The organism is Streptomyces sp. NPDC048196 (assembly GCF_040652715.1).
Classification (GTDB): domain Bacteria; phylum Actinomycetota; class Actinomycetes; order Streptomycetales; family Streptomycetaceae; genus Streptomyces; species Streptomyces siderophoricus.
Map to the genome: position 1 here is coordinate 33,107 of NZ_JBEZMM010000034.1, position 20,304 is coordinate 53,410.

Below are 20,304 nucleotides of genomic sequence, written 5' to 3' on the forward strand. Positions count from 1 at the left end.
TCCGATGCGCGCGCGGACGGCGGGAAGTTAGCGTTCATGGCGTGTTCACGGAAACCCCTGTCGATGCGGCGGCCGCCCGGCCCGCCGCCACCGCCGCCCCCACCGTCGCGCCGGCCTCCACGCCGGGTGGCGCGCCGATCCCGCATGCTGTGGGGGTGAGTGACGACGAGTTCCGCGCCGCCCTGTCCCGGCTCGCCGCCGGCGTCGTACTGATCACCGCCCACGACCCGGACGCCGGGCCGCGCGGCGAGGACGCCGGCATGACCGCCACCGCCTTCCTTTCCGTGTCGCTCGACCCGCCGCTGGTGATGGTGAGCGTTCGCAACGGCTCCCGGATGGACGACCTGCTGGCGGAGCAGCCACTGTGGGCCGTCTCCGTCCTCTCGGGACACCAACGGCAGATCGCCGGGCGATTCGCCATGAAGGGCCGCATCAGCGACCGGCTTCTCTTCGAGGACATCGCGCACGTACGGGGCGAAGCATCCGGCGCCCCGCTCATCGGCGGTGCGCTGGCGACCCTGGAGTGCCGCACCGAGCAGCGCGTCACGGCCGGCGACCACACCCTCGTCATCGGACGGGTCCTTGCCACCGGCATCCCGAACGAGGACGACGGACCGCTGACGTACTTCCGGGGGCGGTACCGGCAGTTGGGGTGAGGGGCCGGGGGGCGGGGCGGCGGGCTACGGGCCGGGAGAGTGGGCCGGCGGGCTGTGGGCCGGGAGAGCGGGGTGGCGGGCTGCGGGGCCGGTAGAGATGGCCGGTGGGCTGCGGGGCCGGGAGAGCGGGGAGCGGGCTGCGGGCCGGGAGAGTGGGTCGGTGGGCTGCGGCCGGGAGAGTGGGGTGGCGGACTACGGGCCAGGCGAGCGGGTCGGTGGGCTGCGGGGCCGGGAGAGCGGGTCGGTGGGCTGCGGGGCCGGGAGAGTGGGCCGGCGGGCTGTGGGCCGGGCGAGCGGGGGCGACCTGCGGGGCCGGGAGAGCGGGGTGGCGGGCTGCGGGGCCGGGAGAGCCGGGTCGCGAGCTACCGGGCCGGTGGCCTGCGGGCGGTGGGCTTCGGCAGGCGGCCGGCTGCTGCGCCGCTCAGGTCCAGTCGCGGCCCGAGCGGCCGCGCTTGGTGTCACCGCGCTGCTTCTTCTCGCGCAGCCGCCGCTCGTTGATGCCCCGTGGGATCCGCGACTTCCGGCGCGCCTTGGGCGGCGGCGCGCTGGCCTCGGCGAGCAGCGCGGCCATCCGGACGGCCGCGGTCTCGCGGTTGCGCCACTGGGAACGGTGGTCGGAGGCGCGTACCGACAGCACGCCGTCGACCAGCCGGCCGGCCAGCCGCTCCAGCGCACGCTCCTTCCACACCGGCGGCAGCGCCTGCGTGCTGCCGAGGTCGAAGCGCAGCTCGACCTGGCTGTCGCTGGTGTTGACGTGCTGGCCGCCCGGACCCGAGGACCGCGAGAAACGCCAGACGAGCTCGGCCTCGGGAAGGACGACCGAACCGCGGATGACATGGGGCCCGGACATGCCCCTATGATCCCGCGAATCCGACCGCACCGTCACCCGCTTTTCACGCCCCTTGACCTGGCCGCACATCAGATTCCGCCCATGAGCGGGCAAGTAGCGCGGCGCACCGCACGGACACCGGCACCTGCAGGCCGTACTGACACCGGCACCTGCAGGCCGCACGGACACCGGTACCTGCAGGCCGTACGGACTCCGGTAGGCCGCACGGACATCGGCATGCCCCCTGGGACCGGCATCAGGATTGGGCAAAGAAAGTAAAGAGACCTGGAACCTCACGGTCCCCCGACGACGTTCTGGTGGGTGACGGTAGCTTCGTGCCAGCACGGAGCCCGACGACTCGACGCGTTGACTAGGAAAGGGACATCCCCATGGCTGTAAGCCTGTCCAAGGGCGGCAACGTCTCGCTCACCAAGGAGGCACCGGGCCTGACCGCCGTCACGGTGGGCCTCGGCTGGGACGTCCGCACCACCACCGGCACGGACTTCGACCTCGACGCGAGCGCGATCGCGGTGAACACGACCGGCAAGGTCTACTCCGACCAGCACTTCGTCTTCTTCAACAACAAGAGCACGCCGGACCAGTCGATCGTCCACACCGGTGACAACGTCACGGGCCAGGGCGAGGGCGACGACGAGCAGATCAACGTCAACCTGGCGGCACTGCCGGCCGACATCGACAAGATCGTCTTCCCGGTGTCCATCTACGACGCCGACAACCGCAGCCAGAACTTCGGCCAGGTGCGCAACGCCTTCATCCGCATCGTCAACCAGGCCGGTGGCGCGGAGATCGCGCGCTACGACCTGAGCGAGGACGCGGCCACCGAGACCGCCATGGTCTTCGGCGAGCTGTACCGCAACGGCGCGGAGTGGAAGTTCCGCGCGGTGGGCCAGGGTTACGCGTCGGGCCTGGTCGGCATCGCGAAGGACTTCGGCGTCAACGTCTGAGTCGTCCACGGCCACGCGGGCTGCGTCTGAGCGGTCCTTGTCCACGCAGTCCGGGTCCGCGCAGGCCGGGTCCGCGCGGCCTGGGTCCGCGCGGCCTGCGGCTGAGTGATCTGCCGCTGAGTGGTCTGTGGCTAAGTGGTCTGTGGCTGAGTGGTCTGTGGCTGAGTGGTCTGTGGCCGAGCGGCCTGTGTCCGCGTGATCTGCGGCCGAGCGGTCAGCGGCTGAGTGGTCCGCGCCCGAGGCGCGGAGGCACCACCGGCGCCCACACCCGGGCTTGCTTCAGGGCCGGTCCCCTTCGGGGGGCCGGCCCTGCGCGCGTTTTCAGGCGGCCGCGCCGTTCCCCTCCCGCTCACCCTCCCCCTCCGCCGGTTCGGGCGGCGTGGCCAGCACCGCCACCTCGTCCAGCGACAGGCCGAGCGTGCCGGCCAGCGCCGCGACCGTGAAGAACGCCGGGGTGGGCGCCCGGCCGGTCTCGATCTTCCGCAGCGTCTCGGCGGACAGCCCCGCCGCCGCCGCGACCTCGACCATGCTCCGCCCGCCACGCGCCACCCGCAGCAGCGCGCCGAGCCGTTCACCGCGTTCCCGCTCCCAAGGAGTCAGTGGAGTTCGCACCATGCCCGTGATACTAATACCGGTAAACAATTACCGGTAAAGAAATACCGGCTCAGCTCCCTGACCTGCGGAGGTCATCCATGGTGGAAATCAAGACGGAGCCCGCGGTGGACGCCATGCGGCTGACCGGCCGGGTCGTCGCCGACGCACTGGCCGCGGTTCGCGCGGCCGCCGCGCCGGGCGTGCGGCTGCTGGACCTCGACGAGGTCGCCCGGGCGGTGCTGCGCGAGGCCGGCGCCACCTCGCCCTTCCTCGGCTACCGCCCGTCGTTCGCGCCCACCCCGTTCCCGGCCGTCATCTGCGCGTCCGTCAATGACGCGATCGTGCACGGCATCCCGGACGGATACCGGCTGCGCGACGGCGACCTGGTGAGCATCGACTGCGGTGCGGTGGTGGACGGCTGGGCCGGCGACGCCGCCATCAGCTTCACGGTCGGCACCGCGCGCCCCGAGGACGAGCGACTCATGGACACCACCCAACGAGCGCTGGCGGCCGGTATCGCGGCCGCCGTACCGGGTGCCCGGATCGGCGACGTCTCCCATGCGATCGGCGGCATCGGACGCGCCGCCGGCTACGGCATCTCCCGCGACTTCGGCGGCCACGGCATCGGCCGGCAGATGCACGAGGACCCGCCCGTCCCCAACGACGGCCGACCGGGCCGCGGCTTCCTGCTGCGCCCCGGCCTGGTGATCGCCATCGAGCCGATGTTCCTCGCCGGCGGCACGGACGCGTACGTCACGGACGGCGACGGCTGGACCCTGCGCACCGCCGACGGCAGCCGGGCCGCCCACTTCGAGCACACGATCGCGGTGACGGAGGACGGGCCACGGGTGCTGACGATGCAGTAGGCGGGCCGGGGGGCTGATGCGGCGCGGGTGCGGCGCGGGTGCGGTGCGGGTGCGGCGCGGGTGCAGTGCGGGTGCAGTGCGGGTGCAGTGCGGATGCCGGTGCGGGTCTTGCTGCTGGCGCTGTTGTAGCCGGGTCGCGGGGGGGTTGGTGCTGTCGTAGCCGGGCTGCGGGGGCTGGCGCTGACGTAGCCGGGCGGCGGGGGCTGGCGCTGGTGGTGGCGATGTTGGAGCCGACCGCGGGGGCCGGCACTTGTACCGCGGGGGCCGGCACTCGTACCGCGGGGGCCGGCACTTGTGCTCTCGTAGCCGGGGCGCGGGGGCCGGCGCTGACGTAGCCGGGCCGCGGGGGCCGGCGCTGACGTAGCCGGGCGGCAGGGGCTGGCGCTGGTGGTGGCGATGTTGGAGCCGATCGCGGGGCCGGCACTTGGACTGTCGTGGCCAGGCCGCGGGGGCTGACTGGCCGCGCGGCTCGTTCAGCCCTGCGGCCGGCTGGGTCCTGCGGCCCTTGCACCCCTGCGGTCCGTTCCGGTCCCTGCGGCCGGTTGAGCCCTGCGGTCCGTTCCAGCCCCTGCGGCCCGTCCGCCGCTCGGGCTCGTTCCCCCCCGCCACTCCAATCCTCTGCCACTCCACCCCGTTGGGCCGGCTAGCCGTCGAGGGCGTGCGCTCCGGCCTCGGCGAACTGCTCGTCGAGGGTCCCGCTCGGCGCCCCCGCCACCCCGATCCCGGCGATCGGCGCGTCCCCGTCCCGGACCGGCGCACCGCCCGCCAGGAAGAGGGTGCCGGGAATGTCCTTGAGCGTGGGCGCCTGGTCGAGGCGCTTGACCAGTTCGGAGGTGGGGGCGTTCCAGGAGACCGCCGTGAACGCCTTACGGGTCGCGGACTCGTACGCCTGCGGCCCGGCGCCGTCGCCCCGCAGCGCGACCAGCGTGCTGCCGTTGCGGTCCACAACGGTCACGGAAACCCGCTGCCCGGCCTTCTCGGCCGCCTTCAACGCGGCCTGGGCGGCCTTGGTGGCCGCGTCGAGGGTGAGGTGGGTGGTGGTACGCGTGAGGCCCTTGCCCACGTTCGCGGGCGAGGCCGCAGCGGAAGCGGTGGACGCGGCGGCGGAGTGCGTGGAGGAGGGCGCGGCGGTCGCGGAGGCGCCGCCGAGGACACCCGCGCCCACCAGGGCGGTCGCGACGGCGCCCGCCGCAGCGACGGCACCGACCACGGAGACCTTACGAGAGATCTTGCGGGAGCCCTTGCGAGGGACGTCGTGAAAGACCTCGTGAGAGACCTGGCGGGAAGCCTCATTCGAGACCTCGGGGGAGACCTCGTGGGAGGCCGCCTTGTGGAAGGAGTTGCGGGAGGCCTTGCGGGAGGCCTTGTGGGAGACCTTGTGGGAGCGGAACGGAGTTCTCGGATTCATGTCCTCATCGTCGGAGGAAGACCGGTCCGCCCGGATCGGCGGTCCGGCCGGGATCGCCGTGCATGATGGGGGATACCGGTGTCGACCGATCGGTTGATGCGGGCGCCGCTCCGCCCGGGTTACGACTACCCGGGTTACGACTACGAGGTCGGCGCCCGGCCAGGGCCCGTCTGACGGACGTCGGCCTACGAGGAGACCACGGTGCACATCACTCAGCAGCCACCGCCGGACAGCGGCGCGAACGGGGACGGGGAAGCGGGCAGCCCCGTGGACCGGGGCCCAGGCAGGGGAGCGGGCAGCACCGTGGGCCAGGGACCGGGCGGGGAAGCGGACAGCACCGTAGACCAGGAACCGGGCGCGGAAGCGGACAGCACCGTGAACCAGGAACCGGGCGCGGAAGCGGACAGCACCGTAGACCAGGAACCGGGCGCGGAAGCGGACAGCACCGTAAACCAGGACCCGGGCGCGGAAGCGGACAGCACCGTAAACCAGGAACCGGGCAGGGAAGCGGGCAGCGCCGTGGACCAGTGCCCGGGCGCGGAAGCGGGCAGCACCGTGGACCGGGACTCAGGCAGGGGCGCGAACAGGGACGGGATCAACGTCCCCGAACCGGGGCCGACCGCCATCCCGGGCACGGGCTCGACCATCGCCCCCGGGCCGGGCTCGACCGCAGCACTGATGGGAAGCGCCCCCGACCCGGGCCGCGACCCCGACGCCCGCTGGTTCGGCCCGGTGCTGCACCTGACGTTCTTCCTGCTGCTCGCCGCCTCGCTCACCCGCTTCCTGCTCCGGCACCCGGGAGAGCCCCGCACCCCGTGGATCATCGCCCTCAGCATCACCCTGGCCCTGCTCCACATCCTCGGCCCAACCCTCGCCCGCCACCCCCGCACGCCCCCCACACCTCGCACACCTCACACACCCCATAGGCCCCGTAGTCCCCGCAGGCCCTATAGGTCCCGTACGCGGGACGCCGGGCAGACCGACACCCGCCGACTGCTCTGGCTGGCCGCGGTCGTGACGGTCTGGGTCGTCGTGGTCCTGCTCGCGCCGAGTTTCGCCTGGTGCGCCGTGCCGCTCTTCTACACGGGCCTGCGGACGCTGCCGGCCGGCGCCGCATCGGTGCTGGTCGGCCTGCTCACCGCGTTCGTCGTGGCCGCCCAACTCCGGCTGTCGACCGACTTCGACCCGATCCTGGTGCTGGCCCCGCCGGCCGTCGCCGCGCTCGCCACCGCCGTCTTCGTCCACATGGAGCGGCAGGCGTCCCGCCAGCGCGCCCTGATCGACGATCTGCTGCGGACCCGCCGCGAACTGGCCGCCACCGAGCGGCGCGAGGGCACGCTCGCCGAGCGGCAGCGCCTCTCGATGGAGATCCACGACACCCTCGCCCAGGGCCTGTCCAGCCAGCAGATGCTGCTCCAGGCCGCCGACCGGACCTGGGACAGCGCCCCGGCGACCGCCCGCGGTCATCTACGTACGGCCACCGAGATCACCGCCCGCAACCTCGCCGAGGCCCGCCGCTTCGTCCACGACCTCGCCCCGGCCGACCTGGCCGGCGGCACCCCCCTCCCGGAGGCCCTCCGCCGACTGGCCACCCGTACAACCGGCCCCACGACGGGCACCACGACCGGCCCCACAACGGGCACCACGACCGGTCACGCGACGAGTCCAACAACCGGCCACGCGACGGGTCCGGCGTCCGGTCACGCGACGGGGGCCACGACCGATCACGCGACGAGTCCAACGCCCGGCCATGCGACGAGCCCCACGACCGGCCACGCGTCCGTACACGCGACGGGCCCCACGACGGATCATGCGACGGCACCGACGACCGGCCCCACGCCGGGTCCCACGACCGGGCCCCCTACAGGTCCCACGACCGGGACCGGCGCCACTACGGGCGGGCCGGGCGGCGGCGGGCCTGGCGGGCCCGGCGAGCGGCTGAGCGTGCGCTTCCACCAGGACGGCACCCCCGTACCGCTCCCGGACCGGGTCCAGTCCGCGCTGCTACGCATCGCCCAGGGCGCCCTCGCGAACGTCCGTGAGCACGCCGCCGCGCGCACCGTCACTCTCACCCTCAGCTACCTGGACGACCAGGTCGTCCTCGACATCGCCGACGACGGCCGGGGTTTCACCACCGCCGCCGCGCAAGGGCGCGGCCACGGTCTGCCCGCCATGCACGCCCGGATGCGGCAGCTCGGCGGGACGCTCACCATTGAATCCGCACCGGGCGAGGGCACCGTCCTGTCCGCCGCCGTCCCCCTGGAGCGCACCCCATGACCTCCTCCGCGACCGCCTCCACAGGCGAAGCGCCGCGCACCCCCGTACGCGTCCTGCTCTGCGACGACCACGCGGTCGTCCGCGCCGGGCTGCTCGCCCTGCTCAGCAGCGCGCCCGGCATCGAGGTCATCGCCGAGGCCGGCGACGGCGAGGAGGCCGTGGCGCTGGCCGCCGCACTCCGCCCCGACGTCGTCCTGATGGACCTCCAACTCGGTTCGGGCATCGACGGCATCGAAGCCACCCGCCGCATCACCGCCCGCGCCCGGGAGGACGCCAAGGACGGCAACACCGTAGAGGCACCGCGCGCCCGCGAAGCCGCAGCAGAAGCCGCAGCAGCCGAGAACCCCGCGGGTACTGCGTCAGCCGCTCCCACTCCCCCGACCGCCCGCCCCACCAAACCCGCACCCGCCGGCCCCAGCCCCACCACCCCGACCACCTCGACCGGCCCCACGGACTCGACCAGCTCGCCCAGCCTCACCAGCTCGCCCAGCCCAACCCGCCCGACCAGCGCGACCAGCGCGACGAGCCCGACCGGCCCGATCCCCCCGGCCGGCCCGATCCCCCCGGCCGGCCCGATCCCCCACGTCCTCGTCCTGACCACCTACGACACCGACGCCGACATCACCCGCGCCATCGACGCCGGTGCCACCGGCTATCTCCTCAAGGCCGAACGTCCGGAGGAACTGTTCGCCGCCATCCGGGCCGCGGCCGCGGGGCGCAGCACCCTCTCCGGGCCGGTCGCCCACCGGGTACTGGCCCAGATGCGCAGCCCGCGCCCCACCCTCACCGACCGCGAGCTCGACATCCTCGGCCAGCTCGCCCGCGGGCTGAGCAACCGGGAGATCGCCCGCGCCCTGTTCATCAGCGAAGCCACGGTCAAAACCCACCTCGGCCGCATCTACGACAAGCTCTCCGTGGACACCCGGGCCGGCGCGGTCTCCGTAGCCAAGGAACAACGCCTGCTGCCCTGACGGCGCCCCCCTTTCCCACGAGGCAAGCCAGGCCCCACGAGACAAGGCAGGGCCCACCCCACAGGCGATGTCCGCGCCCAGACGGTCCCGCCGTCATGGCCCGCCGTCATGGCTGGACGTAACGGACCCCATGCCCCTCGTTACGGCCCCAGTCATGGCCCGACGCCATGGCCCGCTGGCACGGCCCGCTGCCGTCTGCCGCTCGTGCCCTCCTGGTTCGCCGCTCGCGCCCTCCGGGCCGCGAGCGGTCCTGGTCGGCGACAGTCCCGGTCCGTGCCGACCCCCGATCCGTGCCGGTCGGTGCCAGTCCCGGTCGGTGCAAGCCCGTGCCGGGTCCCGGTCGGTGCCAGTCTCGGTCCGTGCCGGGCCCCGGTCCGTGCCGGTCGGTGCCGATCCCGGTGGGTCCCGGTGGGTTCCGGTCGGGGCCGGTCGATGCCAATCCCGGCCCGTGCCGGTCGGTGCCCATCCCCGCGGGTCCCGGTGGGTCCCGGTCGGTGCCGGCCCCCGTCCGTGCCCGTCGATGCCAGTCCCGGTCAGTGCCGGTCGGTGCCGATCCCGGTGGATCCCGGCCCGTCCCGGTCGGTGCCGGTCGGTGCCGGTCGTGGTCAGCGCAAGTCGGTGCCGGTCGTGGTCAGCGCAAGTCGGTGCCGTTCGTGGTCAGCGCAAGTGGTGCCGGGCCCCGGCCCGTGCCGGTGCGGACGTCCGCCCGCCAACGCCCGCCAACCGGCGTGACACCATCAAGGCGTGATCGACCTCGGCTACTCCCTCTCCCGCCGCTTTCCGGACCCACCGCAAACGGACTACCGGACCGCGGGGGTACACGCGCTCCGCCACGACCTCTTCTGCGGCGACGTCTACCTCGCCGACACCACGGCGGACCGCGAACTCTCCACCGCCTGGGGCTGGGTGCCGGTCCTCGACTTCGCCTGGGCGCTCTGCGACATCGTCGAGCAGCTCGACACCGACCCCCGCGGCAGCCGCTCGGCCCGTCCCGTCCACGCCGAGCTCGACTTCACCGAATCCGCCGACCGGATGCTCTTCGAGCGGCGCTTCGGCTGGGTGGACGTCGACGCCGACTGGATGCCGGCCGACGAGCCCCCGCTCACCTTCAACCACGCCGCGCTCCGCCGCGAGGCCCGCGACTTCCTGCACGACCTGATCGCCGACCTCACCGACATGCACGACGGCCTCGGCGACAACCCCGTCATCTGGGACCTCCAGTCCCGCTTCCCCCGCGTCTGACTCCCACCGGACCGCCCGCACACCGGCCGCCCGAAAAGAAACATTCAACGCAGCTCCACCAACACAGCCCACCCGCCAGCGCCCCCTCTCCCCCTCCCCCTGTTCAGCTCCACCCCTCCCCCTATTCCGCTCCTCTCTGCCTCCCCGCGTCCCTTACTCCCCTCCCCTCCTCCCCTACTCCACCCGCACCCCCACCTGTGCCGCGAACGCCGGTGCCAGATCCAGCAGTTGGGCCGTACCGATCACCGCCCCCGACAGCCGGTCGATCCCTCGCGCGATGTCCACCGCCGCCGCGCCGCGCAGATCGACGTCCTTCATCCGCGCCTCGGAGAAATCGATCCGCGCCAAGGTGCAGTCGTCGAACGTGACCCGCTCCAGCTCTGCACCCGCGAAGTCCGCCTCGATCAGCACGCACCCCTCGAAGGCGACATCCCGCAGCTTCGCGCTCCGCAGATTCGGGAAGTCGATCTTCCCGCCGCGCACCACCACCCGCTCCAGGACCGCCCCGTGCAACTGCGTCCCGCCGAGCCTGGCGTCCGAGACCTCGACATCGCGCAGGCTCGCCCCGGACAGGTCCGTCCCGACCCCACGCACCCCACTCAGCACACTGTCGATGATCCGGGCCCGGGCCAGCACCGTCTCGTCGAGCCCGCAACGACGCAGCGCACAGTCCATGAACCGCGCGCCACGCGCCGACTGCCGCGCCCAGTCGGCGTCCACGAACTCCAGCCCGTCGTAATCCCCGTCCTCCTCCAACTCCCCGCCGTCGTACGCCACCAGCTCCGGCAGCCGCACCTCCGGACGCCGCACCGCCCGCACCGTCTCCTTACCGCGCCCGGCCACGCGATCACCCCTTTCACCCTCGACCACCTACGCGTCGCCCGTCCCGCACCCGCGCAACGCAACCCGTCACACTCCGCCCGAGATCCACCCGTCGGAACCCGTCACACTCCGCGGGCATTCGTCCGTCGGAACCCGTCGCAACCCATCGTGAACCACCCCACTGACAACGCCCCCTGACCAGCGCAAAGACCCCTCAACCGCCAGCCTCGCCCCTCACCATCACCCGCACCCGCACCCGCACCCGCACCCGCACCCGCACCCAACGCCCTCAACCGCCGACCCCAACCACCGCCCCCAACCGAACTCGAGATCGCAGACCGACCGAGCCCGGGCCCGGCCCGCCCCCAGGCCGCCGGGCCCCAGCCCCAGTCACACCCCCCCTCCCCCCGCCACATCCCCTACCGCACCACCGCCATCTCCCTAGCCGTCTCGTTCAGCCGCCGGCCGCCCGACTCCGTGCACGTCACGATGTCCTCGATCCGCACCCCGAACCGCCCCGGCAGATAGATCCCCGGCTCGATCGAGAAGCACATCCCCGGTACGAGCGGCAGATGTTCGCCCTCCACCAGGTACGGCGGCTCATGCGTGGTGACCCCGATGCCGTGCCCGGTCCGGTGGATGAAGTACTCGCCGTAACCCGCCGCCTTGATCACCCTCCTGGCCACCCGGTCGACGTCCTGGCAGGCGATGCCCGGCCGCACCGCCTCGAAGGCCGCCTGCTGCGCCTCCCGCACGATGTCGTGCACCTTGCGCTCCTCGGCGGACGGCTCACCCACGTGAACGGTGCGCGACGTGTCCGACCCGTACCCGTCCTTCAGCCCGCCGAAGTCAAGGACGACCATGTCGCCGTCCTCGATGACCCGCTCCCCCGCCTCGTGGTGCGGATTGGCGCCGTTGGGGCCCGACCCGACGACCGTGAAGTCCACCTGGCTGTGCCCGTGCTCGATCAGCAGCCGGGTCAGGTCCGCGGCCACCTCCGACTCCCGCCGCCCCTCGAAGCGAACGCCCAGGACCTTCTCGTACGTCGCGTCCGCGGCCGCCCCGGCGGCTGCCAGCAGCGCCACCTCGTGGGCGTCCTTGACGGCGCGCAGCATCGGCAGCACCTCCGTCAGCGCCGCGTACGCCGCCCCCGGCAGCGACCGCTGGAGGCCCAGCAGATGCAGCGCCCAGGTCGCGTCGGACACCCCGTAACGCCCCTCCGGACGCATCCACTCGGCGAGCTCCGCATACGGGTCCGCGCCATCGCTCCACCCGGACACGTCCAGCGCGGCCGCCCCGACGGCGTGCTCAGCATCCGGCTGCTCCAATACGGGCACCAGCAGCCGCGAGCGCCGGCCCGGCTCGATCAGCAGTGCCGTCAGCCGCTCGGTGACCGCGGGCGGCCGGTAACCGCACAGCCACACCAGATCCGGCCCCGGCGTCACCAGCAGCCCGGCCAGCCCGGCAACGGCCGCCGCCCGCCCCGCCCGCTCCAACCGCCGCTCGTAGTCCTCATGCGTCATCGAAGTCACCATGCCGGCGAACTTACGCCGCGCACCCCACCACACCACCCAAAACCCGCCGCAACGGGCGACTCCTCGCCGCCCCCACGCCCCTCCCGGCCGACTCCGGAAGCGCCCCCAACCCCCGGCGAAACACACAAAGCCCCAGGCCACCACCGGCCCGGGGCTTCGTCCCGTTCATCCCTTTACGTTCACATTCAGAGCCCCCTGTCGGATTCGAACCGACGACCTTCGCTTTACAAGAGCGGTGCTCTGACCAGCTGAGCTAAGGAGGCGTGCCGGAAGAAGTGTACCCAGGCGGGCCGGGTGCCCGGCTCCTTAATTTGTGAGAACGGACTACTGACACCGAGGGCCGTCGCGGGTAGCGTCACGGGGAAGTCCGCATCAGTGGACTAAACCACTCCTTTTACTCGGATCGTCCGGCACGTTCCTGCCGGTGAAGGGACTCATCACCATGGCTACGGTCACCTATGACCAGGCATCCCGGATCTACCCGGGTTCCGACAAGCCCGCCGTCGACAAGCTGGACATCGACATCGAGGACGGCGAATTCCTCGTCCTGGTCGGCCCCTCCGGATGCGGCAAGTCCACCTCCCTGCGGATGCTCGCGGGACTGGAGGACGTCGACGGGGGCGCCATCCGCATCGGGGACCGCGACGTCACCCACCTTCCGCCCAAGGACCGGGACATCGCCATGGTGTTCCAGAACTACGCGCTCTACCCGCACATGACCGTCGCCGACAACATGGGCTTCGCGCTCAAGATCGCCGGCGTGCCGAAGGCCGAGATCCGGCAGAAGGTCGAGGACGCGGCGAAGATCCTGGACCTCACCGAGTACCTGGGGCGCAAGCCCAAGGCGCTGTCCGGTGGTCAGCGGCAGCGGGTCGCGATGGGCCGGGCGATCGTGCGGGAGCCGCAGGTCTTCCTGATGGACGAGCCGCTGTCCAACCTGGACGCGAAGCTGCGCGTGCAGACCCGTACGCAGATCGCCGGGCTGCAGCGCCGGCTCGGGATCACGACGGTCTACGTCACTCACGACCAGGTCGAGGCCATGACCATGGGCGACCGGGTTGCGGTCCTCAAGGACGGGCTGCTCCAGCAGGTCGACTCGCCGCGGAACATGTACGACCGGCCGGCGAACCTCTTCGTGGCCGGCTTCATCGGCTCGCCGGCCATGAACCTCGTCGAGGTGCCGATCACCGACGGCGGGGTCAAGTTCGGCAACAGCGTCGTACCGGTGAGCCGGGAGGCGCTGACCGCGGCCGCCGACAAGGGTGACCGCACGGTGACCGTGGGCGTCCGCCCCGAGCACTTCGACATCGTCGAGCAGAACGGCGCCGCGGCGCAGTCGCTGTCCAAGGAGAGCGCGGACGCCCCGGCCGGCCTCGCGGTCACCGTCAACGTCGTCGAGGAACTGGGCGCCGACGGCTATGTGTACGGCACGGCGGAGGTCGGCGGCGAGGTGAAGGACCTGGTCGTCCGCGTCAACGGCCGCCAGGTGCCGGAGAAGGGCACCCAGCTGCACGTCGTGCCGCGGCCGGGCGAGACGCATGTGTTCTCGACGTCGTCCGGGGAGCGCCTGTCCGACTGAGCGGGAGCGCGCTGGGCGCGTCGCACCGGGCCGTGAACCCGGAGCGGGTGGGCCGCGTGTGAGGGGTGGCGGTGGCGGGTAGGACCCGGCACCGCCACCGCTGCGTTCAGGGCCGTGCGGCGCCCGTGCCACCGGGACAGAACGGGCTTTTCGTACCAGTGCGTCAACATCACTACTGGACCGACGAGGCATTACGTCGCTCGATAAGGTGACCAAATGTCGCCAAATCATCACTCCTCGCTACCATCACGACCGTGAACTCCGCAGCCCGCCGCATCGGCAGAACCCTCGCCCTCGTCCTCCCCGTCGTCCTCGTACTCTCCGGGACCCTCGCGGTCACCCGGGTCCCGTGGGCGACGACGGTCACCGACTCCCAGATGCTGACCGCGTCCTCCGGAACGGCCTCCACCAAGGCCAACCCGGCCGCCCCGCAGGAGGCCCTGCGCAAGCGCCTCCTGGTCGAGCTCCAGGAGAAGGACCCGGGCGTCGCCCTCACCGATCTCCAGAAGGCGACCACCAAGCACCCCTCGCTCGCCAGGCACTGCGCCTCGATCGCACGTGACCTCGGCCGCGCCGCGGTCGCCAAGTACGGTGCCGCGCACCGCGCCCAGGCCTACTCCCGCCCGGTCTGCGACACGTCCTTCGCCACCGGCGTCGCCGGCGCCCAGTGACCGTTCCGACCCCGCCCAGCCACTGACCGCTCCCCGTCCCGCTCAGCCCCCGACCGTTCCTCGCACCCCATAAGGTGCGAAGCATGACAGGCGTCCAGCATTCGTACCCCACGCAGGCCGTGGTCCTGGCCGGCGGCCAGGGCTCACGTCTCCGCCCGTACACCGATGACCGCCCCAAGCCGATGGTCGAGATTCCCGGCACCGGAACCCCGATCATCGGCCATCAGCTGAACTGGCTGGCCGAAGAGGGCGTGACGGACGTCGTCATCTCCTGCGGCCACCTCGCCGAAGTGCTCCAGGAGTGGCTGGACCACGCGCAACTCCCCTTGCGCGTCACGACGGTTGTCGAGAGCGAGCCGCTGGGCCGCGGCGGTGGCCTCAAGTACGCGGCCGGCTCGCTGCCCCGCCCGGACGAACCCTGGTACGCCACCAACGGCGACATCTGGACCCGCTTCCCGCTGCGCGAGATGGCGGCCTTCCACCACGAACGCGACGCCGAGGCCACGCTGGCGCTGGCCCGCCCCCGCATTCCCTGGGGAATCGTGGAGACCGACGCGTTCGGGCACGTACTGGACTTCATCGAGGCGCCGCCCTCCCCGTACCTCATCAACGCCGGCGTCTACGTCTTCTCCGCCGCCTTCAGGGGCCTGCTGCCGGTACGCGGCGACCACGAGCACATGACCTTCCCGCGCCTCGCCCGCGAACGCCGACTGGCCGGCTACCCGCTTCCGCACGGCGCGTACTGGCGCGCCATCGACACGGCCAAGGACCTCACCGAGGCCGCCAAGGAGCTGGGCGCGCAGGGGCGTTGAGGGTCCTACGGGTGCCCCGGTATGCCGCGGCTGCCCCACGCGGCGCCCCTACGCCGCCTGAACGCCCTGAGCGGCCGCTGCGAGCCCTCAACGCCCGCCGGTCGACTCCGGGCTCCCCCCTCACTGCGTACGGGCCCCTGGCGGCCGCACGCGTCGCCTCGCGGGCCCTACGCAGCCGCTCGGGGCAGCCGGGGCGGCCGCTGCTCCTCAGCTGTTCGCTTCGGACCAGGCGTTGAACGCGACAGCCCAGGCCATGACGTTCTGCGCCTTCTTCGCGGAGACCTTCACCGTTGCACTGTCCCCGTCCGCCGCACAGACCACGACGGACAGTGCGCCGGTCTTCTTCTTCAAGGCGAAGGCGAACACGCCGGTCACGAACAGCCGGGTCACGGTGACCCGCTTGCCCGTGCCGTCGATGGTCTGGACGGTGGCCCCCCGCGCGGGAGCCCGCCACTGGTTGACCCGCAGGGTTCCGTCGCCGTCGAGGGATATCGGTGCACCGCGCGGCGGCTGAGGTGGCTTGGGAGCGGGCTTCTGAGACGACATGCCGGGCCCCATTCGCTGGTCGGTCAGCACATGATGCCCGCACCGCAAAAGCCCTGCGCCGATATTGCCGAGCCGTGACCCCGGCCCCACATACCGTCGCCCACCCCCGAAGAGGGTGGGCGACGGTGAAACCTGAGGGGTGGGGAGGCGAAGAGCCCCCTGGCCAGAAGTTCAGCCCAGCAACCCGCCCAGGGTGCTTCCGCGGCCGCCGGAGTCGCCGGAGCCGGCCGAGCCCGTGGAGCCGGTGCCGGTCGTGCCGCCGCCGGTGCCGCCCGCGGAGGGGGCGTGGGAGGGGACGGAGGGACGGGTCGGGACGGTCTGCTGTGGGGCGCTGGTGGTCGCGCCGGGCTGCTGCGAGAGGCCGGTCGTGGCGCCCGTCGAGCGGCCGACGCCCGGCGTCGACGCGGACGGGCGGGGCTTGTGGGCCTTGTGCGAGGCGTCCGCGGACGGCGTGCCGGCACGGGAGGCGCCGCTGCCGGGGTGGTGCCGGCCCGGCCGGGCGGTGTTCTTGCCGGGGCGGGGCAGGGGCGAGCCGGGCAGGTTGTTGATCGCGGGCTCACCGGGCCTCGGCACGGGCGTGACCGTCGCGGACCGTACGGCGCCGCCGAGCAGCGAGCCGATGAGCAGGGTCAGCCCGGCCACCATCGTGGTCATCATCGCGCCGCGGCGCAGTACCCGGCGGCGCAGGTCGGCGACCTCCACGCGGGGCCCGAGCCGCCGCCACGCCTCGCCGGCCAACCGGCCGTCCATGGAGTAGACGGGGGCGCCCGCGATGATCAGCGGGCTCCAGGCGGCGAGGTAGATGATGTCGGGCGCGTCGTAGGCGGGGACCGTGCGCCAGCTGACGGTCATCAGCAGTGCGGCGGAGAGCAGCGCACCGATCGACGCGGCGAGCCGCTGCCACAGTCCGCAGATGGTCAGGACGCCGACGACGACCTGGAGGAAGGCGACGGTCAGGCCGGCGCCCACGGGGTGGGCGACGGCGAAGTCGCGCAGCGGTACGGCCAGCGCCCACGGGTCGAGCGACTGCAGCCACTTGACCATCGAGCCGCGCTCCCCGCCGTCGAAGTAGACGGGGTCGCAGAGCTTGCCCATGCCGGCGTAGACGGAGATCAGGCCGAGGAAGATCCGCAGCGGGAGGAGGACGACGCCGAGGTTCATCCGGCGGCCCGGATAGTAGGCGTGCCGGACGGAGTCGGCGCCACGACGGCGGGACCCGGTGTCGTAGGGGTCCCGGGCCTCGAAGTGGTCGTCGTCGTAGACATCCTCGGCGAGGCCGCGGCCACTGTAGGGGTTGCGGTAGGGGGGCCCGCCGATGTTGTCGGCGTAGGCGCTGCCCACGGGGCGTACGCCGCGCAGCAGGGTGCGGTCCGATTCGGCGGGGCCGCGCTGGCCGATCACGGTCGTCTGGGCGGGGGCGGACTCGTCGAGCCGGACCCGCGGCAGGACCTGGGTCGTGCCGACGTCGTCGCCCGGGCCGCCGTCGAGGCCGATGCCCGCGTTGCGCACCGCGTGCAGCAGTTGGGTGGTGGCGCCGGCCGTGCCGCCCGGTGTGGTGCGGCCGCTCCACACCACGGGTGCCCGGCGTCTGGCACCGGAGGACGGTGCGCGGACGGCGGGGATGCGCGCGGTGTCGGCCAGGGCGTCACCCGCCGCGGGCGCGGCGAGCTGTACCCGGAAGCTGGCGTGGTTGACGATGACCTGCGCGGGATCGCACGGCACCTTGACCGAGCTCAGGCCCGGCTCGTCATCGAAGCCCGGCGAGCGTCCCCCCGTAGGCGTGCGGGGTGTTCTGGTGTCCACGCTCATCTAACCGAGTGACCCGCGGTTAAGACACTGCCTTGACCGGGTCGATCTGTCCGAGACCCGTCAAAAGATCACGGGATGCGGGATGAGCGTCCAAAAGGCCCACGGAGGGTCAGGTTGTGCCCCAGGGTGGCCAGGATCGGGGCGCGGCGGCGTGGGCCCTGGGGGCGGGTACGCGGACGTACGCGCCCCCCCGGGCCACGGGCCCGGTCAGGCGCGCCGGCGGGCCGCCTCCCACAGGACGACACCGGCCGCGACACCGGCGTTCAGCGATTCCGCGCCGCCCGGCATCGGGATCCGCACGCGCAGGTCACAGGTCTCGCCGACCAGCCGCGACAGGCCCTTGCCCTCGCTGCCGACGACGATGACGACCGGGCCGTCCAGCGCCTCGACGTCCTGCAGCTCCAGCTCGCCGTCCGCGGCCAGGCCGACGACGGTCAGACCGGCCTTCTGGTACGACTCCAGGGCGCGGGTGAGGTTGGTGGCCCGGGCGACCGGGGTGCGGGCGGCGGTGCCCGCGGAGGTCTTCCAGGCGCCGGCCGTCATGCCGGCGGCCCGGCGCTCCGGCACGACCACACCGTGGCCGCCGAAGGCGGAGACGGAGCGGACGACCGCGCCGAGGTTGCGCGGGTCGGTGACCCCGTCCAGCGCGACGATCAGCGGGTCCTCGCCGGCGTCGAAGGCGGCCGCCGCGAGGTCCTCGGGGTGCGCGTAGTCGTACGGCGGGATCTGGGCGACCAGGCCCTGGTGGTTGAGGCCGTTGGTCATCCGGTCCAGCTCGGGGCGCGGCGCCTCCAGGAGGTTGAGGCCGCGCTCGGTGGCGAGCTGCAGCGCCTCGCGGACCCGCTCGTCGCTGTCGATGAACTGCTGGACGTACAGCGTCGTGGCGGGCACGCCCTCGCGCAGCGCCTCGACGACCGGGTTACGGCCCACGACCAGCTCGGCGGTGCCCTTGGCGCCGCCACGGCGGGGGGCCGGACGGCGGGCCGCGGCCTGCTTGGCCTTGGCGTTGGCCACCCGGTTCTTGACGTGTCCCTTGCGCGCGGAGGCGGGCGGGGTCGGGCCCTTGCCCTCCAGGCCCCGGCGCCGCTTACCGCCGCTGCCGACCTGGGCGCCCTTCTTGTTGGACGTGCGGCGGTTCCTGCGCTGGCTGTTGCCGGCCATGGGTCACCTGTTTCTTCACTGCTCTCGACGTCTCGCGACGTGGAGTGGGTACGTACGTATGGAATGAGTGTCGCCCGTGTCCGCCGGGAAGGGCGAATCCGATGGGCCGCCCACGGGCGAGACGGGGGTCAGGACAGCGACCAGCGCGGGCCGGAGGGGGTGTCCTCGATGGCCAGGCCGGACTGCTGGAGCTGGTCGCGAATGGCGTCGGCGGTGGCGTAGTCCTTGCGCGCGCGGGCCGACTGCCGCTGGTCGAGGACGAGGCGGACGAGGGAGTCGACGACGCCGTGCAGGTCCTCTCCGCGGTCGGTGCCGCCGCCGGACCAGCGCTCGTCGAGCGGGTCCAGGCCGAGCACGCCGAGCATCGCGCGCAGCTCTGCGAGCCGGGCCACCGTCGATTCCTTGTCGTCGGCGGTCAGCGCGGAGTTGCCCTGGCGGACGGTGGTGTGCACGATCGCGAGCGCCTGCGGGACGCCCAGGTCGTCGTCCATCGCCTCGGCGAAGGCCGGCGGGAGCTCGGCCGCGGGCTCGACGACGCCGGCCTTCTCGACGGCCCGCTGGACGAACCCCTCGATCCGGGCGAACGCCGACTCGGCCTCGCGCAGCGCGTCCTCGCTGTACTCGATCATCGAGCGGTAGTGCGGGGTGCCGAGGTAGTAGCGCAGCACGATGGGGCGCCAGCGCTTGACCATCTCCGAGACCAGCAGGGAGTTGCCCAGCGACTTGGACATCTTCTCGCCGCCCATGGTCACCCAGGCGTTGTGGGTCCAGTACCGGGCGAAGTCGTCGCCGAAGGCCTTGGCCTGCGCGATCTCGTTCTCGTGGTGCGGGAAGACGAGGTCGACGCCGCCGCCGTGGATGTCGAAGGCGGAGCCCAGGTACTTGTGGGCCATCGCCGAGCACTCCAGGTGCCAGCCGGGCCGGCCGCGGCCCCAGGGCGTCTCCCAGCTGGGCTCGCCCTCCTTGGCGGCCTTCCACATGGCGAAGTCGCGGGAGTCGCGCTTGCCGGTCTCGCCCTCGCCGGACGGCTGGCGGAGTTTGTCCAACTCCTGGTTGGAGAGCTGGAGATACTCCGGGAAGGATGCGACGTCGAAGTAGACGTTGCCGTCCGCGGCGTAGGCGTGGCCGCGCTCGATCAGGCCGCGCATCATCTCGATCATCTCGGGGATGTGGCCGGTGGCGCGCGGTTCGTAGGTGGGGCGCAGGCAGCCGAGGGCGTCGTACGCCTCGTTGAAGGCGACCTCGTTCTCGTAGCCGATCGACCACCAGGGGCGGCCCTGCTCGGCCGACTTCGCGATGATCTTGTCGTCGATGTCCGTGACGTTCCGGACGAACGTCACGTCATAGCCGCGGTGGGCGAACCAGCGGCGCATGATGTCGAAGTTCAGTCCCGACCTGATGTGCCCGATGTGCGGGGCGGCCTGCACGGTCGCACCACACAGGTAGATCGAGACGCAGCCCGGCGTGAGCGGGGAGAAGTCGCGAATCTGCCGGGCGCTGGTGTCGTACAGGCGAATCGTCACGGAACCAGGGTAGTCGGAACCCGGGAGTGCCCCGCGAC

The 20,304-nt window shown here is 72.6% G+C and carries 16 protein-coding genes, 1 tRNA gene and 4 pseudogenes; 11 read left to right on the top strand and 10 right to left on the bottom strand.

The window, feature by feature from the left end:
* Positions 1-41: 41 nt before the first annotated feature.
* Positions 42-656: a flavin reductase family protein gene (locus AB0E02_RS27465; RefSeq protein ID WP_362143627.1), complete on the top strand. Its 615-nt coding sequence runs from the start codon at positions 42-44 to the stop codon at positions 654-656.
* Positions 657-1,077: 421 nt separating this feature from the next.
* Here AB0E02_RS27465 and arfB read toward each other — a convergent pair whose 3' ends face one another.
* On the bottom strand, positions 1,078-1,506 hold the full coding sequence (gene arfB / locus AB0E02_RS27470; RefSeq protein ID WP_362143630.1) for an alternative ribosome rescue aminoacyl-tRNA hydrolase ArfB: 429 nt from the start codon (positions 1,504-1,506) through the stop codon (positions 1,078-1,080).
* 368 nt (positions 1,507-1,874) lie between these two features.
* On the opposite strand from arfB, the gene AB0E02_RS27475 reads away from it, so the two are divergent.
* Complete coding sequence (locus AB0E02_RS27475) at positions 1,875-2,450, top strand: TerD family protein (RefSeq protein WP_261956221.1); 576 nt, start codon at positions 1,875-1,877, stop codon at positions 2,448-2,450.
* 321 nt (positions 2,451-2,771) lie between these two features.
* Here the strand turns inward: AB0E02_RS27475 and AB0E02_RS27480 are convergent, their stop codons facing one another.
* Entirely contained in the window at positions 2,772-3,065 is a 294-nt protein-coding gene (locus AB0E02_RS27480) for a helix-turn-helix transcriptional regulator (protein WP_362143635.1), read from the bottom strand.
* Positions 3,066-3,142: 77 nt separating this feature from the next.
* Here AB0E02_RS27480 and map point away from each other — a divergent pair, with 77 nt between their 5' ends.
* Positions 3,143-3,910 (top strand): type I methionyl aminopeptidase, encoded by a 768-nt coding sequence (gene map, locus AB0E02_RS27485; protein ID WP_362143638.1) that lies wholly within the window; start codon positions 3,143-3,145, stop codon positions 3,908-3,910.
* A gap of 643 nt (positions 3,911-4,553) precedes the next feature.
* On the opposite strand, the gene AB0E02_RS27490 is transcribed toward map, so the two are convergent.
* A complete protein-coding gene (locus AB0E02_RS27490; RefSeq protein ID WP_362143732.1) occupies positions 4,554-5,078 on the bottom strand; it encodes a heme-binding protein in 525 nt (174 codons plus the stop codon).
* A 918-nt stretch (positions 5,079-5,996) separates the two neighbouring features.
* On the opposite strand from AB0E02_RS27490, the pseudogene AB0E02_RS27495 reads away from it, so the two are divergent.
* The 5 genes and pseudogenes from AB0E02_RS27495 to AB0E02_RS27515 all read left to right on the top strand — a co-directional run.
* Positions 5,997-6,914, top strand: a pseudogene (locus tag AB0E02_RS27495) (histidine kinase); the annotation flags it as partial.
* 342 nt (positions 6,915-7,256) lie between these two features.
* Positions 7,257-7,595 (top strand): annotated as a pseudogene (locus AB0E02_RS27500) (ATP-binding protein); the annotation flags it as partial.
* Positions 7,592-7,852: pseudogene (locus AB0E02_RS27505) on the top strand (response regulator transcription factor); the annotation flags it as partial. The pseudogenes AB0E02_RS27500 and AB0E02_RS27505, both read left to right, overlap by 4 nt.
* Positions 7,853-8,176: 324 nt before the next feature.
* A pseudogene (locus AB0E02_RS27510) lies at positions 8,177-8,566 on the top strand (response regulator transcription factor); the annotation flags it as partial.
* A gap of 744 nt (positions 8,567-9,310) precedes the next feature.
* Complete coding sequence (locus AB0E02_RS27515) at positions 9,311-9,808, top strand: hypothetical protein (protein ID WP_362143641.1); 498 nt, start codon at positions 9,311-9,313, stop codon at positions 9,806-9,808.
* 174 nt (positions 9,809-9,982) lie between these two features.
* Here AB0E02_RS27515 and AB0E02_RS27520 read toward each other — a convergent pair whose 3' ends face one another.
* The 3 genes from AB0E02_RS27520 to AB0E02_RS27530 all read right to left on the bottom strand — a co-directional run bounded on the left by AB0E02_RS27520 (position 9,983) and on the right by AB0E02_RS27530 (position 12,428).
* On the bottom strand, positions 9,983-10,627 hold the full coding sequence (locus tag AB0E02_RS27520) for a pentapeptide repeat-containing protein (RefSeq protein WP_362143735.1): 645 nt from the start codon (positions 10,625-10,627) through the stop codon (positions 9,983-9,985).
* A 422-nt stretch (positions 10,628-11,049) separates the two neighbouring features.
* Positions 11,050-12,153, bottom strand: a complete 1,104-nt coding sequence (locus AB0E02_RS27525) for an aminopeptidase P family protein (protein WP_362143644.1) — start codon at positions 12,151-12,153, stop codon at positions 11,050-11,052.
* A 201-nt stretch (positions 12,154-12,354) separates the two neighbouring features.
* Positions 12,355-12,428 (bottom strand) — tRNA-Thr (locus AB0E02_RS27530).
* Positions 12,429-12,607: 179 nt separating this feature from the next.
* Here AB0E02_RS27530 and ugpC point away from each other — a divergent pair.
* The 3 genes from ugpC to AB0E02_RS27545 all read left to right on the top strand — a co-directional run bounded on the left by ugpC (position 12,608) and on the right by AB0E02_RS27545 (position 15,227).
* Positions 12,608-13,744 (top strand): sn-glycerol-3-phosphate ABC transporter ATP-binding protein UgpC, encoded by a 1,137-nt coding sequence (gene ugpC / locus AB0E02_RS27535; RefSeq protein ID WP_362143648.1) that lies wholly within the window; start codon positions 12,608-12,610, stop codon positions 13,742-13,744.
* A gap of 254 nt (positions 13,745-13,998) precedes the next feature.
* Positions 13,999-14,415 carry a hypothetical protein gene (locus tag AB0E02_RS27540; RefSeq protein ID WP_362143652.1) on the top strand — a complete coding sequence of 139 codons (417 nt, stop codon included), beginning with the start codon at positions 13,999-14,001 and terminating at the stop codon, positions 14,413-14,415.
* A gap of 83 nt (positions 14,416-14,498) precedes the next feature.
* Positions 14,499-15,227 (top strand): nucleotidyltransferase family protein, encoded by a 729-nt coding sequence (locus AB0E02_RS27545; RefSeq protein WP_362143656.1) that lies wholly within the window; start codon positions 14,499-14,501, stop codon positions 15,225-15,227.
* A 207-nt stretch (positions 15,228-15,434) separates the two neighbouring features.
* Here AB0E02_RS27545 and AB0E02_RS27550 read toward each other — a convergent pair whose 3' ends face one another.
* The 4 genes from AB0E02_RS27550 to cysS form a co-directional block, all read right to left on the bottom strand.
* Positions 15,435-15,773: a hypothetical protein gene (locus AB0E02_RS27550; RefSeq protein WP_362143659.1), complete on the bottom strand. Its 339-nt coding sequence runs from the start codon at positions 15,771-15,773 to the stop codon at positions 15,435-15,437.
* A 171-nt stretch (positions 15,774-15,944) separates the two neighbouring features.
* On the bottom strand, positions 15,945-17,576 hold the full coding sequence (locus AB0E02_RS27555) for a DoxX family membrane protein (RefSeq protein WP_362143738.1): 1,632 nt from the start codon (positions 17,574-17,576) through the stop codon (positions 15,945-15,947).
* A gap of 213 nt (positions 17,577-17,789) precedes the next feature.
* Positions 17,790-18,743: a 23S rRNA (guanosine(2251)-2'-O)-methyltransferase RlmB gene (gene rlmB, locus AB0E02_RS27560; protein WP_030414369.1), complete on the bottom strand. Its 954-nt coding sequence runs from the start codon at positions 18,741-18,743 to the stop codon at positions 17,790-17,792.
* A 128-nt stretch (positions 18,744-18,871) separates the two neighbouring features.
* A complete protein-coding gene (gene cysS, locus AB0E02_RS27565) occupies positions 18,872-20,266 on the bottom strand; it encodes a cysteine--tRNA ligase (RefSeq protein WP_362143664.1) in 1,395 nt (464 codons plus the stop codon).
* Positions 20,267-20,304: the final 38 nt, after the last annotated feature.